15 protein-coding genes, 2 tRNA genes and 3 rRNA genes are annotated in these 21588 nt (G+C 41.9%); 5 read left to right on the top strand and 15 right to left on the bottom strand.

Going from position 1 to position 21588, the window contains the following annotated elements:
- Positions 1–76: 76 nt before the first annotated feature.
- Positions 77–586, bottom strand: a complete 510-nt coding sequence (locus tag AAH582_RS21685) for a GNAT family N-acetyltransferase (protein WP_343320537.1) — start codon at positions 584–586, stop codon at positions 77–79.
- A gap of 275 nt (positions 587–861) precedes the next feature.
- On the opposite strand from AAH582_RS21685, the gene AAH582_RS21690 reads away from it, so the two are divergent.
- Together AAH582_RS21690 and AAH582_RS21695 are read left to right on the top strand one after the other, a co-directional pair.
- On the top strand, positions 862–3597 hold the full coding sequence (locus AAH582_RS21690; RefSeq protein WP_343320539.1) for an FtsK/SpoIIIE family DNA translocase: 2736 nt from the start codon (positions 862–864) through the stop codon (positions 3595–3597).
- 1 nt (position 3598) lies between these two features.
- A complete protein-coding gene (locus AAH582_RS21695; protein ID WP_046671596.1) occupies positions 3599–4252 on the top strand; it encodes a LolA family protein in 654 nt (217 codons plus the stop codon).
- 93 nt (positions 4253–4345) lie between these two features.
- On the opposite strand, the gene AAH582_RS21700 is transcribed toward AAH582_RS21695, so the two are convergent.
- A complete protein-coding gene (locus AAH582_RS21700) occupies positions 4346–5158 on the bottom strand; it encodes a lytic transglycosylase domain-containing protein (RefSeq protein WP_343320542.1) in 813 nt (270 codons plus the stop codon).
- Positions 5159–5401: 243 nt separating this feature from the next.
- Between AAH582_RS21700 and AAH582_RS21705 the strand changes: the two genes are divergently transcribed.
- Together AAH582_RS21705 and AAH582_RS21710 are read left to right on the top strand one after the other, a co-directional pair.
- A complete protein-coding gene (locus tag AAH582_RS21705) occupies positions 5402–6895 on the top strand; it encodes a pseudouridine synthase (protein ID WP_343320544.1) in 1494 nt (497 codons plus the stop codon).
- 94 nt (positions 6896–6989) lie between these two features.
- Positions 6990–7457: a nucleoside triphosphate pyrophosphohydrolase family protein gene (locus AAH582_RS21710; RefSeq protein WP_046671593.1), complete on the top strand. Its 468-nt coding sequence runs from the start codon at positions 6990–6992 to the stop codon at positions 7455–7457.
- Between the two features lie 149 nt (positions 7458–7606).
- Here AAH582_RS21710 and AAH582_RS21715 read toward each other — a convergent pair whose 3' ends face one another.
- The 12 genes from AAH582_RS21715 to spt all read right to left on the bottom strand — a co-directional run bounded on the left by AAH582_RS21715 (position 7607) and on the right by spt (position 19694).
- The gene (locus AAH582_RS21715) at positions 7607–8548 is read right to left on the bottom strand and encodes a TIGR01212 family radical SAM protein (protein WP_046671592.1); all 942 of its coding nucleotides are present in this window, start codon (positions 8546–8548) and stop codon (positions 7607–7609) included.
- A gap of 194 nt (positions 8549–8742) precedes the next feature.
- Positions 8743–8854: ribosomal RNA gene (gene rrf / locus AAH582_RS21720) — 5S ribosomal RNA — on the bottom strand.
- A gap of 156 nt (positions 8855–9010) precedes the next feature.
- Positions 9011–11889: ribosomal RNA gene (locus tag AAH582_RS21725) — 23S ribosomal RNA — on the bottom strand.
- A 231-nt stretch (positions 11890–12120) separates the two neighbouring features.
- Positions 12121–12194: transfer RNA gene (locus AAH582_RS21730), tRNA-Ala, on the bottom strand.
- 11 nt (positions 12195–12205) lie between these two features.
- Positions 12206–12279, bottom strand: a tRNA-Ile gene (locus tag AAH582_RS21735).
- A 122-nt stretch (positions 12280–12401) separates the two neighbouring features.
- A 16S ribosomal RNA gene (locus tag AAH582_RS21740) occupies positions 12402–13931 on the bottom strand.
- The 16S, 23S and 5S rRNA genes sit together here with 2 tRNA genes alongside, the layout of an rRNA operon.
- 214 nt (positions 13932–14145) lie before the next feature.
- Positions 14146–14322: a hypothetical protein gene (locus AAH582_RS21745; protein WP_343320548.1), complete on the bottom strand. Its 177-nt coding sequence runs from the start codon at positions 14320–14322 to the stop codon at positions 14146–14148.
- Positions 14323–15269: 947 nt separating this feature from the next.
- The gene (locus AAH582_RS21750; protein ID WP_046672726.1) at positions 15270–15668 is read right to left on the bottom strand and encodes a GtrA family protein; all 399 of its coding nucleotides are present in this window, start codon (positions 15666–15668) and stop codon (positions 15270–15272) included.
- Between the two features lie 2 nt (positions 15669–15670).
- A complete protein-coding gene (locus AAH582_RS21755; RefSeq protein WP_046672727.1) occupies positions 15671–16363 on the bottom strand; it encodes a CDP-alcohol phosphatidyltransferase family protein in 693 nt (230 codons plus the stop codon).
- A gap of 9 nt (positions 16364–16372) precedes the next feature.
- Complete coding sequence (locus tag AAH582_RS21760) at positions 16373–17365, bottom strand: NAD-dependent epimerase/dehydratase family protein (RefSeq protein WP_343320551.1); 993 nt, start codon at positions 17363–17365, stop codon at positions 16373–16375.
- Positions 17362–18483 carry a hypothetical protein gene (locus AAH582_RS21765; RefSeq protein ID WP_046672729.1) on the bottom strand — a complete coding sequence of 374 codons (1122 nt, stop codon included), beginning with the start codon at positions 18481–18483 and terminating at the stop codon, positions 17362–17364. Before AAH582_RS21765 ends, AAH582_RS21760 begins: the two co-directional genes overlap by 4 nt.
- 11 nt (positions 18484–18494) lie before the next feature.
- Positions 18495–19694 carry a serine palmitoyltransferase gene (spt, locus tag AAH582_RS21770; RefSeq protein WP_046672730.1) on the bottom strand — a complete coding sequence of 400 codons (1200 nt, stop codon included), beginning with the start codon at positions 19692–19694 and terminating at the stop codon, positions 18495–18497.
- Positions 19695–20104: 410 nt separating this feature from the next.
- On the opposite strand from spt, the gene smpB reads away from it, so the two are divergent.
- Complete coding sequence (gene smpB / locus AAH582_RS21775) at positions 20105–20560, top strand: SsrA-binding protein SmpB (RefSeq protein ID WP_046672731.1); 456 nt, start codon at positions 20105–20107, stop codon at positions 20558–20560.
- A 1-nt stretch (position 20561) separates the two neighbouring features.
- On the opposite strand, the gene AAH582_RS21780 is transcribed toward smpB, so the two are convergent.
- Positions 20562–21464 carry an AraC family transcriptional regulator gene (locus tag AAH582_RS21780; RefSeq protein ID WP_046672732.1) on the bottom strand — a complete coding sequence of 301 codons (903 nt, stop codon included), beginning with the start codon at positions 21462–21464 and terminating at the stop codon, positions 20562–20564.
- Positions 21465–21588: the final 124 nt, after the last annotated feature.

Here is a 21588-nt window from a genome sequence, read left to right on the forward strand (position 1 = left end):
CCTTTTGAACAAATCAAAAGGGACTTTTTTATGTTTATCCAAAGCTCTTCTTCCTCCGTTGAAGAAATCGGTTCGGTTATTTTAATAGTTTTTCAAATGCCTTACGTGATGCGCCTCTAAAATGTACCTCCCCACAATAGTGGTACCCCAACTTTTCAAACACATGCAACATACCTCCATTGTCAAAATTAGTATCCACCTTGATACTATAAACGCCGTGGTCAACGGCGATCTCCTCCACTCCGGACATAATAGCCGTCCCCACACCTTTTATATGTGGATCCTGCGCCGAGGCCAGTCGGTGTATACCCACATAAGGACCATCACTTAACCATTTTCCTTCAATATCATTATACGCAGGTTCGACATCAAAAATAATAGCAACGTAACCTACAGTCCTACGTTCAACTTCAACGACATGCCCATAGCCCTTATCAATATCCGACTGCACCACATCTTCATTCGGATAACCATCTTGCCATTGTCGGCTACCTTGTTCTTTCCTGAGGGCAATTGCTTGTTGTATAATTTCCCAAATCCGTCCTTTATCAGCTAATGTCGCTTTTCGTATTTCAAACTTGTTCATCCTATCTGTTATTTTTATTTATAAAACTACATATTTTACAGCAACTCCAACGAATATCCCAAAACAGCAGCAATCTCTACAGATATCTACATTCTTTGATCAAACCTATTTGCAGGGCATAGTATTTGCTAGTCATTATACCTATCAAGCTTTTTAGCTACATCTAAATTTATTCATTCATAAAAAACGACAAACTTAAAATAATAGGCTATCAGCATCTTTAAAATACTATCAAAATAACTAAGTTTGTAAGCAGTATAATTGTGAGCTTTTCAATGTCAAATAAAGGAAATACATTTAGGCAGACAGGGAATTCAGTTTCCGGCAAACGTGCCCCCCAAAAGGAATCGACAACATTTAAAAAAGAAAAAAGTCAAAAAAACAGTGTACCAAGAGATTATTCTGATGCACAGCAAAAAGCTGTCAAGATATTAGGGATTTTATTGATCTTACTTTCATTGGCATTTGCAACAGCTTTCGTCTCCTACTTATTCACGTGGGAAGACGATCAAAGTTATATTGCAAAAACAAATGGTGGATGGTCGACATTATTTCGATCTGCAGAAGAAATTCATGATGAAGCTGTTGATCTACCCGTTGTCGACAATAAACTAGGGAAATTTGGCGCATTGCTTGCCAATCAATTCATGTACGAATGGTTTGGCGTCGCATCTTTTCTTTTTATCCCCGTATTATTCATATTAGGATATCGCTTGTTGTTCAAGAAATCATTGCTTCCATTGTACCGTACTGTAGTCTATTCTTTTGTTGCTATCGTTTTTATCTCGGTGACGTTAGGCTTCCTGCACGGATTTATGGCTAATACACCGCATATGCTCGAGGGCAAATTTGGCTTTTGGACCAATAAATTACTAGAAGCACAAGTTGGCATTGTCGGCGTCGGCTGTATCCTGGCTTTTGCCTACCTGACAACATTAATCTTACTTTACAACCTCGATTTTAAATTTGTCCTGTTCAGTAATAGAAAATCCAAGTCATTCTCCGAAGATATGGAGGAAGAGGATGTAGATGAATATGCGCCACACAATCTAAGAAACAAAATTCATATTGAAGATGATTCCATCCAGTCGGTGCGAGAATCTTTTCAACGGCCAACATCAATCAATGAGCGATTTCAATCTGCTCGTGAAAAAGACATACAGGAAGAACTTCAGCGCCCTGCTTTTACCCATCACCCTGTACCTGAGGTACAAATTGATCCGAAAGACAAAGTGGTGCTCTCCTTCGATGACAGTCCGATGGAACGCACAGAAAGCACACCGTCAATCAGTTTTACAATTGATCAGCCGAATGAAGAATTTGATGCGGAGGACTTACCCCTAATCCGGGAATATCAAGCACCGAAAATCGAAGCAGAACCTCAACAAGAGCCAGAAGCAGCCATTGAAACTGATGCAGTACCCGGTCTGGTGGTCGAAGATATCAAAGAGGAAAAAGAAATTACCGCCAGTGACCTAGTGGCCCAATTCGGGCAGTATGACCCCAAATTGGATCTTTCTGGCTACCAACATCCAGCATTGGATTTATTAAAGGACTATGGTGGTGGTAAAATTACCATCAATCAACAGGAACTCGAAGCAAACAAAAACAGGATTGTTGATACGCTGAGAAACTATAGCATCGAGATCGAAAGTATCAAGGCAACGATAGGTCCAACAGTGACTTTGTATGAAATTATACCAAAACCAGGTGTACGGATTTCAAAAATCAAAAATCTGGAAGATGACATTGCCTTAAGTCTTGCGGCATTGGGTATACGGATTATTGCGCCTATGCCCGGAAAGGGAACGATCGGTATTGAGGTACCAAACTCCAGTCCCGAAATGGTATCTATGCGATCGGTACTTGCTACGGAGAAGTTTCAGAAAACAGACATGGATCTCCCAATTGCTTTAGGTAAAACAATTTCCAACGAAGTGTATATTGCCGATTTAGCTAAAATGCCTCACCTTCTGGTCGCTGGGGCTACTGGGCAAGGTAAATCAGTAGGTATCAACGCGATTCTGACATCCTTACTGTATAAAAAACATCCGGCCGAATTAAAATTTGTCCTTGTTGACCCTAAGAAGGTTGAACTTTCCCTATTCAAAAAAGTTGAACGCCACTTCCTCGCAAAATTGCCTGACGATGGAGATGCCATTATTACCGATACGAAGAAGGTAATCAACACCTTAAATTCCCTGTGTATAGAAATGGATCAACGTTATGATTTGTTAAAAAATGCGCAGGTAAGGAATTTAAAGGAATATAATGCAAAATTTATCAATCGCAGATTAAACCCTGAGGAGGGTCATCGATTCTTACCATATATCGTTCTTATTGTTGATGAGTTTGCCGACTTGATGATGACAGCAGGAAAAGAGGTCGAAACACCGATTGCACGATTGGCACAATTAGCCCGTGCGGTAGGAATTCACTTGGTTATTGCAACCCAACGTCCTTCCGTCAATATCATTACCGGTACAATAAAGGCCAACTTCCCTGCACGTCTGGCATTCCGTGTGTTGTCGAAAGTCGATTCACGGACCATTCTAGATACAGGCGGTGCAGATCAGTTGATCGGTCGAGGTGACATGCTTCTAGCGACTGGAAGTGATTTGATACGTATTCAATGTGCTTTTGTGGATACGCCTGAGGTTGAACAAATTTCCGATTACATCGGTGCGCAACGAGGCTATCCTTCGGCATTTATGCTTCCGGAATACGTAGACGAAAACGGAGATGGTTCTGGTAGTGTAGATTTTGATCCCAAAGACCGCGATCAGTTGTTTGAAGAAGCTGCCCGATTGATTGTCATGCATCAGCAAGGCTCTACGTCATTAATCCAACGTAAATTAAAATTGGGTTATAACAGAGCAGGACGAATCATCGATCAATTGGAAGCTGCAGGAATTGTAGGTCCATTTGAAGGAAGTAAAGCCCGCGAAGTGCTTTATCCAGATGAGTATTCATTAGAACAATTTTTGGAGACGTTAAGAAAGGACAACTAAGATGAAAAAACAAGTATGGTTTATTGTAGGTCTGCTAATCATGGCATACAGCCAAAACAGTTATGCACAAAATGACGCTGCTGCCAAGGCGTTACTGACAAAAGTAAGCCAAAAGTACAATGCATACAAAACAATACAGGCCAATTTCTCATTAAACATTAAACAAGCTAATGGCGGCTCGCATACTGATGCCGGAACAATATACCTGGACAAGAGTAACAACAAGTACCAGGTCAATACCAAAAATCAAGTATTGATATCGGATTCCAAGACACAGTGGAATATCATGAAGGCCGAAAAAGAAGTTGAAATCTCAGAAGCAAGCAATTCGACCAACGAGATCAATCCAACAAATATATTCAGCTTCTATACCACCGGTTTTAAATATACCTTGACTAATACAGAAAAGGTAAAGGGGCTTAGCTTAAGTGTTGTTGAATTAAGTCCACTTGATAGCAAAAAAAACTATTCAAAGATCAAGCTGCGCATCAACAAAGCAAGCAGTCTGATCTATGATACCACCGTATTTGATAAAAGTGGTAATCGCTACACCTATACATTAACTTCACAGGAAGGTAATAAGGCGCTTTCCGGTAGTCTATTCGTATTCAACAAAAATGATTATAAAGGTTTCGACGTCGTCGATCTGAGGTAAAAATAGAGCAACGCTACAGGTCTGATTGAAGACCGCACAATAAAAAGGGCTTTCCACTAGTGGAAAGCCCTTTTTATTGTGAAGTACTCCATTTTACAGCATGTTCGGTTCCTTATCCAACGTCTCACTTTCTTTATTGGCATAACGTGAATAGCCATGCTTCTGTGGATGTTCGATAATTTCCTTCATTGAAACAAGTTTGTACACATACGACCCCGTTTCATTATTCAATTTCAAGGCAAAATAGTCGTCCTTTTTTTGTCTTCTTATAGAACCTCTTAAACTACCATCACCGACATTATACGCCGCAGCAACCAAGGTCCAGTTACCAAATTGGCCATAGAGGTATTTGAGGTATCTCGCTGCAGCATGCGTAGATTTAACAAGATCCTTTCGGTCATCTACCGTACCATTGACTTTTAATCCATACAAACGGGCTGTTGCAGGCATAAATTGCCAATAGCCACCAGCCCCCTTCGATGAAACAACAGCTTTACTAAGGCCACTTTCCACCAATGGAATGTACTTGAAATCTTCCGGAATACCATGTGATTTAAGGATCTTTGCAATCATAGGCAAATAGGTCTCTGCCTTTTTGTGCATATCGTACGATCCTGTTTTTTTAAACGAGAATCGACTGAAAAATTTACGCAATTTACTTTCCACAAGCGGACGATCCATCGGTAATGAATCTTCGGCAAATGTCAATGAATTCATATACGATTCAAACGAATTGCTTTTTTCTTTTTTTTCTTCTTCATCCCCATGATGAGCGGGAACTACTACGCGCTTCGGTTCAACGATCTTATCGCCGTTTGAAGCATTGTTGTGTGGGGTTGAGTATAACTTTGACAGCAATAAAGCAAACAAAATCAGACTACTACATAAAACTTTCTTTCTTATCATTCACTCCCTTAATGCTATCCTATCCACGACTGCAATCGATCAAAAAATAGCTTGGTTCAAATTCAAGGGTACAAAGATAAACACTATTTATTTAAAAAACAAATAGTTACATTCTAGACAACTTGAAGCGGCTTTTTTGGGCGCAAAAACGCACTAAATTCAAGAAAAGACAAAAAGATAAGGATTTTTTCGCAAAACCCAAAATTATACCTAACTTTGTGGTTCACATTTTAGCAAAACACAATGCCATTCAGCAATAAAAGGAACAGTCGTGATGACAACTCCAGAAAGTCACGAGGCAACTCAGATAGTTTCAAATCTAGAGGCGATAAGAACAATAGTTTCGGAAAAAAATCATATGGGTCGAATGACCAATCTGAAAGAGGCTCTTTCAGAAAAGATGATAATCGTGAGAACAGATCATTCGGATCTAAAAAATTCTCAGACAAACCTTCCTTCCGAGGAGATAACAATTCCTTCCGTTCAAAAGATAATTCAGAAAAATCATTTGGTAGAGGGGGCCGCTCATTTGATAAAAATGATTCTTCAAGATCTTTTGACAAAAAAGATAACTTCAAACGTTCCGATAGAAACGATTCTTCAAGATCCTTTGACCGTTCAGAGCGTTCTTTTGATAAAAGAGATAGTTTCAAACGTACAGACAGAAATGACTCCGCAAGATCTTTTGACCGTTCAGAGCGTTCTTTTGATAAAAGAGATAGTTTCAAACGTACAGATAGAAATGATTCCTCAAGATCTTTTGACCGTTCAGAGCGTTCTTTCGATAAAAAAGATAACTTCAAACGTTCAGACAGAAATGACAGCCCAAGATCATTCGATAGATCAGAGCGTTCTTTTGATAAAAGAGACAGTTTCAAACGTTCAGACAGAAATGACTCTTCAAGACCTTCTAACAGAAAGTTTGACGGCGAAAGAAGTAGAAATTTTGATGACAACAAAAACTTTGGTGATAAACAATATATTAAACGTCCAAAGAAAAAAGCAGAGGATGCAGAGGATGATGGCTTAGTTCGTTTAAACCGTTACATCGCCAATGCTGGTATCTGTTCAAGACGTAAAGCGGATGAGCTTATCACTGCTGGTGTTATTTGGGTAAATGGAGAACCTGTTACGGAATTGGGTACTAAGGTAGATCCAGCAACAGATGAAATCCGTTACAACAACGAACGTTTAAAACGTGAAAAAAATGTTTATGTTTTATTGAACAAGCCAAAAGATTATATCACGACTACAGATGATCCGCAGGAGCGTCATACCGTAATGGAACTTGTTTCTAAAGCGACAAAAGAAAGAATCTATCCTGTTGGTCGTCTTGACAGAAACACAACGGGACTACTTTTGATGACAAATGATGGTAGCCTTGCTGAAAAACTTTCACACCCGCGCAACAGCATCAGCAAAATCTATAATGTCGAGTTAAACAAAAGCCTTACACAAGGTGATTTCAACAAAATCAGCTTTGGTATCGAATTAGAAGATGGTGTAATCAAACCTGATGACTTGAGCTATGTTCAAGGTGGATCAAAACGTGAAGTCGGTATCCAAATCCACTCGGGGAAAAATCGCATCGTGCGTCGTATTTTTGAATCACTAGGATATGAAGTTGTTAAATTAGACCGTGTGGTTTATGCAAACTTAACGAAAAAAGACCTTCCACGTGGCCGTTGGAGATATTTAGAGGAGCGTGAAATCGTGCAATTAAAGCACCTGATTTAATCGCTTAAGCAGATAAATAAAAATAAAGGACGGTCATTCAGTTAACCGTCCTTTATTTTTTATATTTGCTCTTTCAAATAATAAAACAAAGAATATGACTGATCCGAAAACACTTTCATCCGTTGCGGAATTCCATAAAACATTCCAACATCCAATCCTAGACACGCCTACTATTCCGTCTGAACAAAGATGTGCCTTAAGGGTATCCTTGATCGCCGAAGAATTAAAAGAACTAGAAGAGGCCATCCAGGATAAAGATTTGGTCGAGATTGCAGATGCGCTATGTGACATTCAATATGTACTCGCTGGAGCGGTATTGGAATTTGGTTTAAAAGATAAATTTTCAGCTCTTTTTGATGAAGTTCAACGTTCCAATATGAGCAAGGCATGTAAAGACGAGGCGGAAGCTATCGCTACACAGGAGCACTATAAATTAAAAGGTGTAGAATCCTATTACAAAGAAGTTGATGGCAAATTTTTGGTATTCAGAACAGCCGACAATAAAACGTTAAAATCTATCAATTACTCTCCAGCCGATTTAAAAACAATTGTTGAGGGCTAAATAAAAGAGGAAATCTTACCCTATTTTTTGTAGGTAAACAGCAAAGGCTTCATTAGAGAAGCCTTTGCTGTTTTTATAGCGCGGAATATATTCGTTAAACGCGATAGCATACAATGATCTATCAAAAGAGTATAAAATATTAGGGACGACTAAAAAAGACTTCCCTGCACAACCTGACGTGCTTCCAATCCCTTATCGATATATGTTTGAATACCTGATTTCGGTAAGCCCCAATTCGGAGCAATTAACAATTCTTTATCTGCAATCCCGAAAATACGTTGAATGATCAGATCAGGACGCAATCGAGGAATAAACTTTGCTAAGAATTCGGTATAACCTTCCATCGAGAAAAGTTCAAAGGGCTCACGTTTGAACTTAACACCCATAATAGATCCCTCTACTATATGTAGGTGATGCAACTTCACAAATTTGATCTGTGGGAAGCGGTTGATTTCATCTGCATATTTCAACATCATTTCTTCAGATTCCCATGGGAAGCCAAAGATGGTATGCACACAAAGCTCCAACGGAGTATCCTTCAGCATGTCCATCACCTGAACAAATTCGTCGTGAGAACAGCCTCTATTGATCTGCTCCAATGTATCGTTGTAAATAGATTCCATACCCATTTCCAAATCCACATCGTAACGATCTGTATAAGACTCCAACAATGCTATCTTTTCAAAATCCAAACAATCAGGACGTGTACCCACAGAAAGACCTAAGGTATTTTCGGGGTCAATACTTAAAGCCTCATCATACATCATTTTCAGTAGATGAGTCGGCGCATATGTATTTGTATTTGGCTGGAAATAAATGATAAATTTCTCGGCGCCATAGCTATTACGTGCTCTTTCAATGCCCGACTCCACCTGCTCCCGTATCGAAGGGATTTTACGCGCAGTATCCGGTGTAAAAGAATCCACATTACAGTACGTACAACCACCATAGCCCTTACTACCATCACGATTGGGACAAGTAAAATTACCATCCACAATCACTTTAAACACTTTCTGTCCGTTATACTTTTGCTTTAAATAAGCCCCGTAATGATTATACGGTTTAATTCCGTTATCCAATAATGTACCCATTGCGCTGCAAAGTTACTCAATAAAAATCATAATTGTATTATTACTCAGGAACAAAGCACTATGACATCACCCATTGTTGTGTCATTGTAAAAGATATCAGTTGTAAGGATAAACACTATTTTTACAGTAATAGATAGGCATGTATCTAAACGAAAGAAGCCCTTGACTGTTTCCAGCAAGGGCTTCCGTGTAAAAAAAGGCACCGACCTACTCTCCCACCTGTTACGGCAATACCATCGGCTCTGGCGGGCTTGACTGCTCTGTTCGGAATGGGAAGAGGTAGACACCGCCGATATAGGCACCTAAATATTTTTTTAGATCTGAGATCAGGGATAAGAGTATCAGGAGCCTGTAAGGTCCGAAATAATCCCTATGTTCATATCTAAATGACATATCTATTGAAAGAGTTTCGTTTCTGTTTTGTTTCTAAAAATTAAAGAGGAAGACAACAGTGTTATCTGCTTGAGAAAGCTTCGGGCTATTAGTACCACTTGGCTTTGGTCTCTCAACCTTTACACCTATGGCCTATCAACGTAGTCATCTTCTACGACCCTATAAGGAAGTCTCATCTCGTGGCTAGTTTCGCACTTAGATGCTTTCAGCGCTTATCTATTCCAGACGTAGCTACCCTGCCGTACACCTGGCGGCATAACAGGTTCACCAGAGGTCTGTCCAACCCGGTCCTCTCGTACTAAGGTCAGATCCACTCAAACTTCCAACGCCCACAACAGATAGGGACCGAACTGTCTCGCGACGTTCTGAACCCAGCTCGCGTGCCACTTTAATGGGCGAACAGCCCAACCCTTGGGACCTTCTCCAGCCCAGGATGTGACGAGCCGACATCGAGGTGCCAAACCTCCCCGTCGATATGAGCTCTTGGGGGAGATCAGCCTGTTATCCCCAGCGTACCTTTTATCCTTTGAGCGATGGCCCTTCCATACAGAACCACCGGATCACTATGTCCGTCTTTCGACCCTGTTCGACTTGTCGGTCTCACAGTCAAGCAAGCTTATGCCATTGCACTCCGCGTACGGTTACCAAGCGTACTGAGCTTACCTTTGAAAGCCTCCGTTACCTTTTTGGAGGCGACCACCCCAGTCAAACTACCCACCAAACAATGTCCTCCTCATTAAGGAGTTAGAAACCGAATACAGAAAGGGCGGTATTTCAAGGTTGATTCCATGACTCCTGGCGAAGCCACTTCAACATCTCCCGCCTATCCTACACATCCTGTACCCAATCTCAATGTTAAGCTATAGTGAAGGTGCATGGGGTCTTTCCGTCCCGTTGCGGGTAATCGGCGTCTTCACCGATACCACAATTTCACCGAGCTCATGGCTGAGACAGCGCCCAGATCGTTACACCATTCGTGCAGGTCGGAACTTACCCGACAAGGAATTTCGCTACCTTAGGACCGTTATAGTTACGGCCGCCGTTTACTGGGGCTTCGATTCAATGCTTCTCTTGCGATGACATCCCCTCTTAACCTTCCAGCACCGGGCAGGTGTCAGGCCTTATACTTCATCTTGCGATTTTGCAAAGCCATATGTTTTTGTTAAACAGTCGCCTGGGCCTTTTCACTGCGGCTGCTCTTTCGAGACAGCGCCCCTTCTCCCGAAGTTACAGGGCCATTTTGCCGAGTTCCTTAGCCATGACTCACTCGAGCACCTTAGGATTCTCTCCTCGACCACCTGTGTCGGTTTGCGGTACGGGTCTTCATAACCTGAAGCTTAGCGGGTTTTCTTGGAAGTCTGTTTACCTGCTCTATCAGCGCCACCGGAGCTTTGCTGTACTATTGGGTTTCAGCTAGAGTTGCGGATTTGCCTACAACTCCAATACCTACGCCTTTCAACGAACTATTCCGTCAGTTCGCGGCAGTGTCACTACTCCGTCACCACATCGCAGTTATGAAGAGTACTGGAATATTAACCAGTTGTCCATCGGCTTGCCCCCTTCGGGTGCGCCTTAGGTCCCGACTGACCCTGATCCGATTAACGTTGATCAGGAAACCTTGGTCTTTCGGTGGGCGGGTTTCTCACCCGCCTTATCGTTACTTATGCCTACATTTGCTTTTCCATAACCTCCACACAGCATTGCCACTGTGCTTCCCCGGCGATGGAATGCTCCCCTACCAGATGCACATCTTTCAGTGCAAATCCATAGCTTCGGTACCGTTCTTGATGCCCGTTTATTATCCACGCCCGGCCGCTCGACTAGTGAGCTGTTACGCACTCTTTAAATGAATGGCTGCTTCCAAGCCAACATCCTAGCTGTCTGGGCAACCGGACCTCGTTAGTTCAACTTAGAACGGATTTGGGGACCTTAGCTGATGGTCTGGGTTCTTTCCCTCTCGGCCTTGGACCTTAGCACCCAAAGCCTCACTGCCGGCTATATTTGATAGCATTCGGAGTTCGTCTGGATTTGGTAGGATTTGACTCCCCGCACCCAATCGGTAGCTCTACCTCTATCAAACTCTACGCCGACGCTGTTCCTAAAAACATTTCGGGAGTACGAGCTATTTCCCAGTTTGATTGGCCTTTCACCCCTACCCTCAGGTCATCCGGAAACTTTTCAACGTTTATCGGTTCGGTCCTCCATTACATGTTACTGCAACTTCAACCTGCCCAAGGGTAGATCACAAGGTTTCGCGTCTACCTCATCTGACTATGCGCCCTATTAAGACTCGCTTTCGCTTCGGCTGCGTCCCTGAAGGACTTAACCTTGCCAGACAAGAGTAACTCGTAGGCTCATTATGCAAAAGGCACGCTGTCACAGGACCTGCCTGCTCCAACCGCTTGTAAGCACACGGTTTCAGGTTCTTTTCACTCCCCTGTTCGGGGTTCTTTTCACCTTTCCCTCACGGTACTGGTTCACTATCGGTCTCTCAGGAGTATTTAGCCTTACCAGATGGTGCTGGTGGATTCCCACAGGATTTCTCCGGTCCCGCGGTACTCAGGATACCACTATGTCAACATTCTTTACCTGTACGGGGCTCTCACCCTTATTGCGCAGTTTCCCACCTGCTTCCAGTTCATAGCGCTGTACAATGTCGTGGTCCTACAACCCCGACCATGCCGTAACATGATCGGTTTGGGCTCTTTCCCGTTCGCTCGCCACTACTTGGGAAATCATTGTTATTTTCTTCTCCTACGCCTACTTAGATGTTTCAGTTCAGCGCGTTCGCGTTTTATACGACTATTCTTCAAATAGTCAGGTTGCCCCATTCGGAAATCTACGGATCACTTCGCATTTGCCAATCCCCGTAGCTTATCGCAGCTTATCACGTCCTTCTTCGCCTCTGAGAGCCTAGGCATCCCCCGTGTGCCCTTATTTACTTTCTTCACCGGCATAGCCTTTTGCTACTATGCGGCTGCTTTTGATATATATACTCATATGCTACGCAGAGATTCGTTCGGCATTCACCGAGGGTCTCCTCTCTACATCAGACACATACACGTATTGTCTCTATACTGTTGTCTTCTCTTGTAATTTTTTTTCTCTTTCAATATGTCAAAGAACTCTTTTTCCGGTTTGTTTCCTCGGAGCATCTGTCGATGTCCCTCCCGGAGATGTGGAGAATAACGGATTCGAACCGTTGACCCCCTGCGTGCAAGGCAGGTGCTCTAGCCAGCTGAGCTAATTCCCCTTACTTTTTCGTAGTCCCGAGCAGATTTGAACTGCTGACCCCTACATTATCAGTGTAGTGCTCTAACCAACTGAGCTACGGGACTAGCTTATCTTGTTCATCTGTCTCTCTCGGTCCTGCTCCTTTCGGGGCGGGCACTTTCTTCTGATGTTTTTCTTCTTTTGCAATCATATGTAACGTGACGAGCACCGATCTGCGATACTCTAGAAAGGAGGTATTCCAGCCGCACCTTCCGGTACGGCTACCTTGTTACGACTTAGCCCCAATTATCGGTTTTACCCTAACACGCTCCTTGCGGTAACATGCTTTAGGTACCCCCAACTTTCATGGCTTGACGGGCGGTGTGTACAAGGCCCGGGAACGTATTCACCGCGTCATTGCTGATACGCGATTACTAGCGAATCCAACTTCATGGGGTCGAGTTGCAGACCCCAATCCGAACTGTGAATGGCTTTTAGAGATTAGCATCATATTGCTATGTAGCTGCCCGCTGTACCATCCATTGTAGCACGTGTGTAGCCCCGGACGTAAGGGCCATGATGACTTGACGTCGTCCCCACCTTCCTCGCTGTTTGCACAGGCAGTCTGTTTAGAGTCCCCACCATTACATGCTGGCAACTAAACATAGGGGTTGCGCTCGTTGCGGGACTTAACCCAACACCTCACGGCACGAGCTGACGACAGCCATGCAGCACCTAGTTTCGTGTCCCGAAGGACGGGTGCGTCTCTGCACCCTTCACTAACTTTCAAGCCCGGGTAAGGTTCCTCGCGTATCATCGAATTAAACCACATGCTCCTCCGCTTGTGCGGGCCCCCGTCAATTCCTTTGAGTTTCACCCTTGCGGGCGTACTCCCCAGGTGGATAACTTAACGCTTTCGCTGGGACGCTGGCTGTCTATCGCCAACATCGAGTTATCATCGTTTAGGGCGTGGACTACCAGGGTATCTAATCCTGTTCGATCCCCACGCTTTCGTGCATCAGCGTCAATACCAGCTTAGTGAGCTGCCTTCGCAATCGGAGTTCTAAGACATATCTATGCATTTCACCGCTACTTGTCTTATTCCGCCCACTTCAAATGGATTCAAGCCCATCAGTATCAAGGGCACTGCGATGGTTGAGCCACCGTATTTCACCCCTGACTTAACAGGCCGCCTACGCACCCTTTAAACCCAATAAATCCGGATAACGCTCGGATCCTCCGTATTACCGCGGCTGCTGGCACGGAGTTAGCCGATCCTTATTCTTCCAGTACATTCAGCTAAATACACGTATTTAGGTTTATTCCTGGACAAAAGCAGTTTACAACCCATAGGGCAGTCATCCTGCACGCGGCATGGCTGGTTCAGGCTTCCGCCCATTGACCAATATTCCTTACTGCTGCCTCCCGTAGGAGTCTGGTCCGTGTCTCAGTACCAGTGTGGGGGATTCTCCTCTCAGAGCCCCTAGACATCGTCGCCTTGGTAAGCCGTTACCCTACCAACTAGCTAATGTCACGCGAGCCCATCTCTATCCTATAAATATTTAATCAACCGAACATGCGAACTGTTGATGTTATGCGGTGTTAATCTCTCTTTCGAGAGGCTATCCCCCTGATAGAGGTAGGTTGCTCACGCGTTACGCACCCGTGCGCCACTCTCACCATCTTCGAGCAAGCTCTCCGATGGATCCCGTCCGACTTGCATGTATTAGGCCTGCCGCTAGCGTTCATCCTGAGCCAGGATCAAACTCTCCATTGTAAAATGAAGTTTTTGATTCCAACTATTTATAATAATCAGAATTCTTTTTTTATATCTCTGATCTTGGATCGAATTGAACAATTACTTGAATTTGTTCATGACTTTCGACTTTCGTCTGTCTACTCGTCACGCTTACATGATTGTGTTTTCTTAAAGAACTTTTGTCGCTTCAACTTCCGTATCCGCTATATTCCGACAGGCATTGCGCCCCTCTTTATCGTTTTGTTTTTCCCTTCGTTTCCGTTGGGACTGCAAAGGTAGAAATCTTTTCTGAACTTCCAAAAACTTTCTGAAGTTTTTTTTCTTTTCTCTTTTTCAGATTTCCGCGTTTAAAATAAACCCAGCGGGATTTTAAATCCTGCCCAATCCACTTAAACCCTTCTTTTTTCATGGCTCCCTGCTTTCGCGGTAACCGTCCCTCCCTTGCGGAGTGGTGCAAAGATAGGGAGATTGTTAACAAACTTCCAAGCCTTTTGTTCTTATTTATTTCATTTTTCCCTTAACTGCCTGTAAGGGTGCGAGATTCTTTTTGTAAAACAGGTGATCGGAAGGCTGGGAACGCCGGTTCCGGGTCAGAATAGGGCAGGAACCGGGATCTAACCTGGACATTGCCGGGAACCGCGGCGTGCTGCGTACATACCGGGAACCGGGCTTCGGTACAGGCTTCCCTGGGGAAAAAGGAATGGTACTGGAAATTGGATCGTACCGCGGAAACCGGGCCAACCCTGCTGCGTTCCCACTTCCCGGGGATAGCGAAACGGTATCGTGAACAGTAAAGGTGGCATTGTTAGGCCTGAAAGATGCACAGGGCATTCTTCGCTCTGCTTTTGCCCAATTGAAGACGGCGTGCCGGCTATTGATAAGGCCAGAACAATGGCAGAACACAGGGCTCCGGGATACCTTCTTTTGCAGCTATACTTTTCTGCCTGTTTACTTAGGGTTAGTTTAGGGTTTAGTTAGGTTTAGTTTAGGTATAGTATAGGTTCTGGCTAAACAAACCCTAACCAAAAGCTAACTTAATACTAGGTAAAATCTAGTTTAAAGAAGAAGTAAACAAAAGCGAAATAAACACGACAGCTATACAATGAGTAATATATTGCAGCTCGTCATGCAACCTAGCGTCAAAGCTGAATTACCCTTACAGATCGATCAATAACAGCAACTTGCAGGAATAGCGCAACTATAGGCTGTTAAAAAGCTCTTTTAACCTAAACCAACAGCTCGACTAACATCCTATCAAAACAAATCTTGGTAACATAAGAGCACGAGAAATCGAAAGAAACAGAAAAAGAAATGGAACTGAAAACAGCTAAAGCTGATTCGTAAAAAATAAGGAAATTACGATTTCTCTTCAGCTTTAAAAACCCAAAAACGCTGAAGCGTATAGTTGAAACCCAAAGAAACAAGCAACTCAACAACTAGTTTCGAAAACAAAAAGTTTACATGATATACATCGACCAGAAAATGAATTCCTGTAGACTTCAATGTAATACTACCACAGACGACAATCACAAATTTCCATAACTGACTTCCCACGGACTTTTGCGTGCTACCAAAGGACCAGTATCGATTGATCAAAAAATTAACAACAGCACCAAGGCTACCACTAATCGCATTAGAAAAAGGAGCACTGATATGAAGTAGCTTATAACAAGCAGAGTATACTCCAAAATCAAACAATCCGCCTAAAAAGGCGGAAAGTTGAGCTTTTAAAAAAGTAATAACTTTTGAAGACATCGTTAAATAACCTCCTCCTGCTGTTTTTTCAGTTTATCCGCTTTATCTTTTTCATCGCCTAATTTAAGAAGTAGGCGTGTATCATTTGTATTAATTATAAAGAGAGCGATACAAATTACCAGTACACACCAGTTAATCGATCCAGGCATTAAAACTTCCAATAGCATAACCAATGAAATAATCACCCGAATTTCAGTAGGTCCCAAAATTCCGGCGTCTATCGTATACTTATCGGTAATTCTATACCTGAGCTGAGATATGATCATTGCCCAGCCATATAATGCAACCAATGTAAATCCCAGATACTTAAAATCACCCACGGTATACAGCACATACCCCAATCCTATAAAAACCGTACTAATCCAATCCATTACAATATCCAGCGCGAAACCGTACCAGCGACGGGATTTATTGCGGTAGAATGCGATACGACCATCTAATGAATCACCAAACCACTGCACAAAGAAACCAGGGATCCCTAGAAGCAAATAGCGAATATCAACATATTCAGCCAAGATAAAACTCCCCAATATCATTAAGGAGCCTAAAAATCCAATTGCCGTAAGTCCATCCGAGGTAATCCAATTTGGAATTCGAGGTACGAGGTACGAAATAAGTTTTTGTTCGGGTTCACTTAAGATATTTGTTCTCTTTCTATCCTGAAAAAGTTTTTTATTTATTTTTAACTCACTCATTATCTGCGATTATAGCCATTTATTTTCTTTATACCAAGCCAATGCCTCCATTAAGCCTTTCTTCAAATCATATTTAGGTTGGTATTGTAGCTGACGTTGAGCCGCCGAGATATCACAGCCCCAGTTTTCAGCTGTAAGTTCATTCAGTCGCTCCGGATATAGCACAGGTATTGCTTTAGATTTTTTATACAAACGTTCAAAAATAACCGCGATAGTCTTCACGACACCAAAAGGAATATGCATACGAATCATTTTCTTTTGGCTAAACTCTTTGAAAAATCTAGCCAACTCATAACGGCCATACACCTGCCCATCACTGAGGTTATACACCTGCTTTCCTCCTTGATCAAAACGACAGGCATGAATGATCGCCTGCACCAGGTCAGCAACATAAATAAAGCTAAGCTTTTGAGGAGAGCGGCCAACATAGGCATCCAAGCCGCCGTTCATTGTTTTAAAAACAATAAAAATATCCTTTTCACGAGGGCCGTATACTGCAGTGGGGCGCAAAATCGTTAGTGGCTGATCTCTAAAATCATCCAAGGCGAGCTCCGCTTTCCGTTTACTACGACCATAGGCCGTAACAGGGCGATAGGAATTGCTCTCATCGATAAGGTTAGCATCGTAGCTAACAGGACCGATTGCCGCAAGACTACTAACGAAAACAAATCTTTTGATGGGAGTTTTTAAAGAAAAACAAGCAGATGCCAAGTTTTTTGTATAACCAACGTTGACCTTTTCGAGATCTTCTTCGTGCTTGGCACGAGTCATTGCCGCAGCATGAACAACATAGGTATAGTTTTCCGCTTCCAGTAATTCGCTGATAGACTCTTCATCAGAGAAATCCGGATAAACAAATTTATCTACAACGGAGCGAATTTCTGAAACATCACTTGACTTCCTCACCGCGGCATGAACTTCCATCCCCGCCTCTTTCGCTGCTCTTGTCAAATGATAGCCTACAAAACCACTCGCTCCGGTGATTAATACTTTTTCTATCATAATGATTTTTGATACAAACGATAACGTTTGTACAATTCTCCATTCATTTGTTCAATAGCGTGGTTCATCATGTAATTATGCTCCAACATCCACGAACATTCGGCCCCCTTGATATTAGAATCTTTTGATTCTTTTATAATTCGGCCATACAGACATGCTTCAATACCAAGTTTACGGTAGTCTTCCAATACCCCTAACATGAGTACACGAAGCAAGTTGATTTTTTTCTTTCCAAATAACAATTTAAAAATACCCGTAGGAAGTAGACGTCCTCGCTTCACTTTGATAAGGATCTGATTGATATCAGGTATCCCTAGACCGAAGCCAACAAGCTCACCATCTTTCTCCGCAACGATAGCAAAACGTGGATCGAGAATCATTTTTAGATCTTTGGCCGTATAATTAAATTCGTCCTCTGTCATCGGAACAAAACCCGAATTTTTATCCCATGCTCTATTATAAATGTCACGAACTTTTGCTGCTTCGTTTTTAAAATCCTTCACATTAAATTGACGCAATGTAATGCCAGATCTTTTCAAACGCTCTTCCAACCTATCTAAAAGCAATACAGAACGTTTATCCGCAGACTTTTCCATGACCAAATAAGCTCTCAAATCCACTTTATGTCCATAACCTGAATTGGTAATCAAGTCGATATAATAAGGTGAATTGTAGGGCATCATGGCCACCGGAGGTTTATCAAATCCGTCAACCAATAAACCAACGGTATCATTAGTTGATAAATTGATCGGCCCAACGATCGTATCCCCACCTTTAGCTTTAACCCATTTCTCTGCAGTATCAAATAACGCGTTTGCGACTTCTTGATCATCTATACAATCGAAAAACCCCCACTGCCCTTCATTCACATGATTAAAGGCATTATGGTTGTTGTTCCAGATGGCGCATATACGACCGACAATCTTATCGTTACGATAAGCTAGAAAAGGTTGTGCTTGGGAATGTTTATAAAAAGGATGCTTGTCAGGGGAAAGCAAGTCGTTTTGTTCAAGAAATAAGGCAGGTACATAATTAGGATTTCCCTCATAGAGACTATGAGGGAAATCTATAAACAGCCGTCTTTGTTTCTTTGTTTCAACGGGTATAATCTGAATCATACGATTAGATTTTATATTAATGTTTCAACTTCAGCTTGTTTGAATACTTTAACCATCTTCTCAATAGCCTCGTCGATTTGGTCATAAGTATGTGTCGCCATCAATGAAAAACGAATCAAAGACTCTTCCGCAGGAACTGCTGGAGAAACAACTGGATTAACAAATACGCCATCATCTTGAAGCATTTTAGTTACCCAGAACGTTTTTTCATTGCTACGAATAAAGATTGGTAAAATAGGACTTTCCGTAGCACCCAAATCAAATCCATGATCCAGCAATTGAGCTTTGGCATAATCTGTATTTTTCCATAATTTTTCAATATGCTCTGGCTCGTTTTGAATAATTTCCAAAGCTTTCAATGTTGAAGCCACCGAAGCGGGAGTCATTGAAGCACTGAACATCACAGAGCGTGCATTATGTTTTAAGAAATCAATCACATCTGCATCACCGGCCACAAATCCACCTAAAGAAGCTAACGATTTACTAAATGTACCCATAATCAAGTCTACATCATCATTAAGCCCAAAATGAGAAGCTGTACCAGCTCCTTTGTGCCCAATAACACCTAAACTGTGTGCGTCGTCGACCATTACAGCAGCATCAAACTCATTGGCAATCGATGTAAGTTCAGGCAAATTAACAATATCACCCTCCATACTAAAGATACCGTCCGTACAAATTAACTTCGCACTATCCTCAGGTAGGCGTGATAACTTAGCACGTAAGTCCTCCATATTGTTATGACCGTATTTGATTACTTTGGAAAAAGACAAACGGCTACCATCAATAATTGATGCGTGGTCACGCTCATCCAACAAAATATAATCATTACGTCCCATTAGACATGACAAAGGCCCTAGATTTGATTGGAATCCTGTACTAAACAGAATAGCGGCTTCTTTACCTACATAAGCAGATAATTTTTCTTCCAGTTCCACGTGAATATCCAACGTACCGTTTAAGAAACGAGATCCAGCACATCCAGTACCATACTTTTCCAAAGCATCCTGCGCTGCCTTTATAATACGTGTATCAGTCGTTAACCCTAAATAAGAGTTAGAACCAAACATCAATACACGTCTACCATCGATTTTTACTTCGGTATCTTGTTTTGATTGAATAGGTCTAAAATAGGCATATAAGCCCTTAGCTTTCAACTCCTCAACAATCTTAAATTGCGATATTTTTTCGCCTAACTTTCCTTTACTCATGCGATAAAAAGGTATTTCTAAAACTATTTCTAACTTTTAGATGTTATTGTAACAAACAAAATTATCGAATTGGACTTTTATATAAAAAACTCGGTCTCCGACTAAAAATCTGCTATATCCACAATGTAAGTTGAAATTCTACGTTGTATATATTCACAATAATTCCAAAAAACGTTGCAAACATACGAAAACATAATCTGACTTTCACTTAAATTTAGTCATATTTTTAACACATCGCCCAAAACCGTTAATTTTATTTTAATACTCCGCTAACATCTGCCCACACAATTCTACTTTAAAATAAGACAATTTTAATAATTATATTTGCGAACTTTAAATTATCCTATAATTAGTTACATTTAGGTTCATTGCAATAGCAATGGTATAGACTTACTAATATACAACAATATATGGCTTTATCTTCAGATATCAATATAAAAAATAAAAAAGCTTCTTTTGAATACCACTTACTGGACAAGTACATTGCAGGAATTCGATTATTGGGTACAGAAATAAAATCCATACGCGAAGGAAAGGCAAATATTAACGATAGTTTCTGTAGTTTTTTTGAGGACGGATTATACATCCGTAACATGCACATTGCCGAATATTCCATGGGATCTTTCTATAACCATGAAGCAAAACGCGACCGTCAACTGCTATTGACAAAAAGAGAATTAAAAAAACTGAAAGAGAAAGGGGAAGAACGTGGTTTTACCATTGTACCCCTACGCATCTTTATCAGTGCCCGGGGGTTTGCCAAAGTTGAAATTGCCTTGGCACAGGGTAAAAAAGATTTTGACAAACGAGAAAACATCAAAGAAAGAGATGTTAAACGTGAGCTTGATCGCGTGATGAAATTTTAGGTTAACGCGCCAGGACAAATGCGCCTGGCGTCATGCCTACCCTGCTTTTAAAAAGCCGAACAAAGTAGTTGACATCATTAAATCCAGCCCCATAGCACGACTCCTTTACATTACGGGTGAGTAAAAGCATCTTTTTTGCCTTCTCGATACGCTGTTGGATCACGTACTCCATTGGACTTAGTCCAAGTTCACGGTTAAACATCCGCGTAAGGCTCGCTTTGCTCATGTGAGCAGTCCGCTCCAATAGACCAATTGAAATTTTCTCGGTAATATGTTTCTGAATAAATTCCTGCACGTGTAACAGTACTTTGTTGGGCGACTTCCCAATTTTTAACGCCATCATCGACTGTGACTGAAGTAGCCGAATCGTAAGCTCTTTAAAGGTCAGATCTGCAAGCACATCTTTCAACGGATTTTCACTAATAATGATCTGAAACAACTTGTTCACCAGATCGGCAAGCTCAGTCGAATTGTACAGGTGAAAAAACTCCGGATCAAGCCGCCATTGATTGACATGTTCTTTTGGATAAAACTCATTTAGATAGTCCAAGACTGCTGCTATCTTCTCTCTATGAATTGTTAAAGCGGTACACTGCGTGGGCTGGTCGAGGGTCGCTTCTGGAAAATCAATATGCATAGCCACCGATGCAGGTAACACCATCATCTGACCGGGCAGATAGTCAAAAGCCTTTACATTCTCCAAATGCATGATCTTTTTACCCTGGATCATATTAATCATAACCAAATCATCAAAACATAAAGGCACATGCTGCGATATCCGATATGTTTCGTAGATATTAAGCTCCAAGCTATCTAACGTAAATGCGCGTCGGTTCTCCACTAATGTGCTGAGCTCCCCCTTCCGCGAAAATGGCAATGTATGAATCAGCGTCCTATTTTCCATAGTGCAACAATTAAATATAATTGGCAGTCAATCAAATATAATAAATAAAATAAACTATGATCGAAAGTTATGTGCCACAATTGTGCTATGTTTTGGATCAATTCTGCTACACCATTGAATAATT

The organism is Sphingobacterium multivorum, from assembly GCF_039511225.1.
Taxonomy (GTDB): Bacteria; Bacteroidota; Bacteroidia; order Sphingobacteriales; family Sphingobacteriaceae; genus Sphingobacterium.

What these genes read in the sequence shown, in the direction of transcription:
- AAH582_RS21745 (WP_343320548.1), bottom strand. Translation starts at nt 14,322, where the DNA reads ATGAAAAAAGAAGGGTTTAAGTGGATTGGGCAGGATTTAAAATCCCGC.
- AAH582_RS21760 (WP_343320551.1), bottom strand. Translation starts at nt 17,365, where the DNA reads ATGATAGAAAAAGTATTAATCACCGGAGCGAGTGGTTTTGTAGGCTAT.
- AAH582_RS21710 (WP_046671593.1), top strand. Translation starts at nt 6,990, where the DNA reads ATGACTGATCCGAAAACACTTTCATCCGTTGCGGAATTCCATAAAACA.
- AAH582_RS21705 (WP_343320544.1), top strand. Translation starts at nt 5,402, where the DNA reads ATGCCATTCAGCAATAAAAGGAACAGTCGTGATGACAACTCCAGAAAG.
- AAH582_RS21685 (WP_343320537.1), bottom strand. Translation starts at nt 586, where the DNA reads ATGAACAAGTTTGAAATACGAAAAGCGACATTAGCTGATAAAGGACGG.
- spt (WP_046672730.1), bottom strand. Translation starts at nt 19,694, where the DNA reads ATGAGTAAAGGAAAGTTAGGCGAAAAAATATCGCAATTTAAGATTGTT.
- smpB (WP_046672731.1), top strand. Translation starts at nt 20,105, where the DNA reads ATGGCTTTATCTTCAGATATCAATATAAAAAATAAAAAAGCTTCTTTT.
- AAH582_RS21750 (WP_046672726.1), bottom strand. Translation starts at nt 15,668, where the DNA reads ATGTCTTCAAAAGTTATTACTTTTTTAAAAGCTCAACTTTCCGCCTTT.
- AAH582_RS21755 (WP_046672727.1), bottom strand. Translation starts at nt 16,363, where the DNA reads ATGAGTGAGTTAAAAATAAATAAAAAACTTTTTCAGGATAGAAAGAGA.
- AAH582_RS21780 (WP_046672732.1), bottom strand. Translation starts at nt 21,464, where the DNA reads ATGGAAAATAGGACGCTGATTCATACATTGCCATTTTCGCGGAAGGGG.
- AAH582_RS21695 (WP_046671596.1), top strand. Translation starts at nt 3,599, where the DNA reads ATGAAAAAACAAGTATGGTTTATTGTAGGTCTGCTAATCATGGCATAC.
- AAH582_RS21715 (WP_046671592.1), bottom strand. Translation starts at nt 8,548, where the DNA reads ATGGGTACATTATTGGATAACGGAATTAAACCGTATAATCATTACGGG.
- AAH582_RS21690 (WP_343320539.1), top strand. Translation starts at nt 862, where the DNA reads ATGTCAAATAAAGGAAATACATTTAGGCAGACAGGGAATTCAGTTTCC.
- AAH582_RS21765 (WP_046672729.1), bottom strand. Translation starts at nt 18,483, where the DNA reads ATGATTCAGATTATACCCGTTGAAACAAAGAAACAAAGACGGCTGTTT.
- AAH582_RS21700 (WP_343320542.1), bottom strand. Translation starts at nt 5,158, where the DNA reads ATGATAAGAAAGAAAGTTTTATGTAGTAGTCTGATTTTGTTTGCTTTA.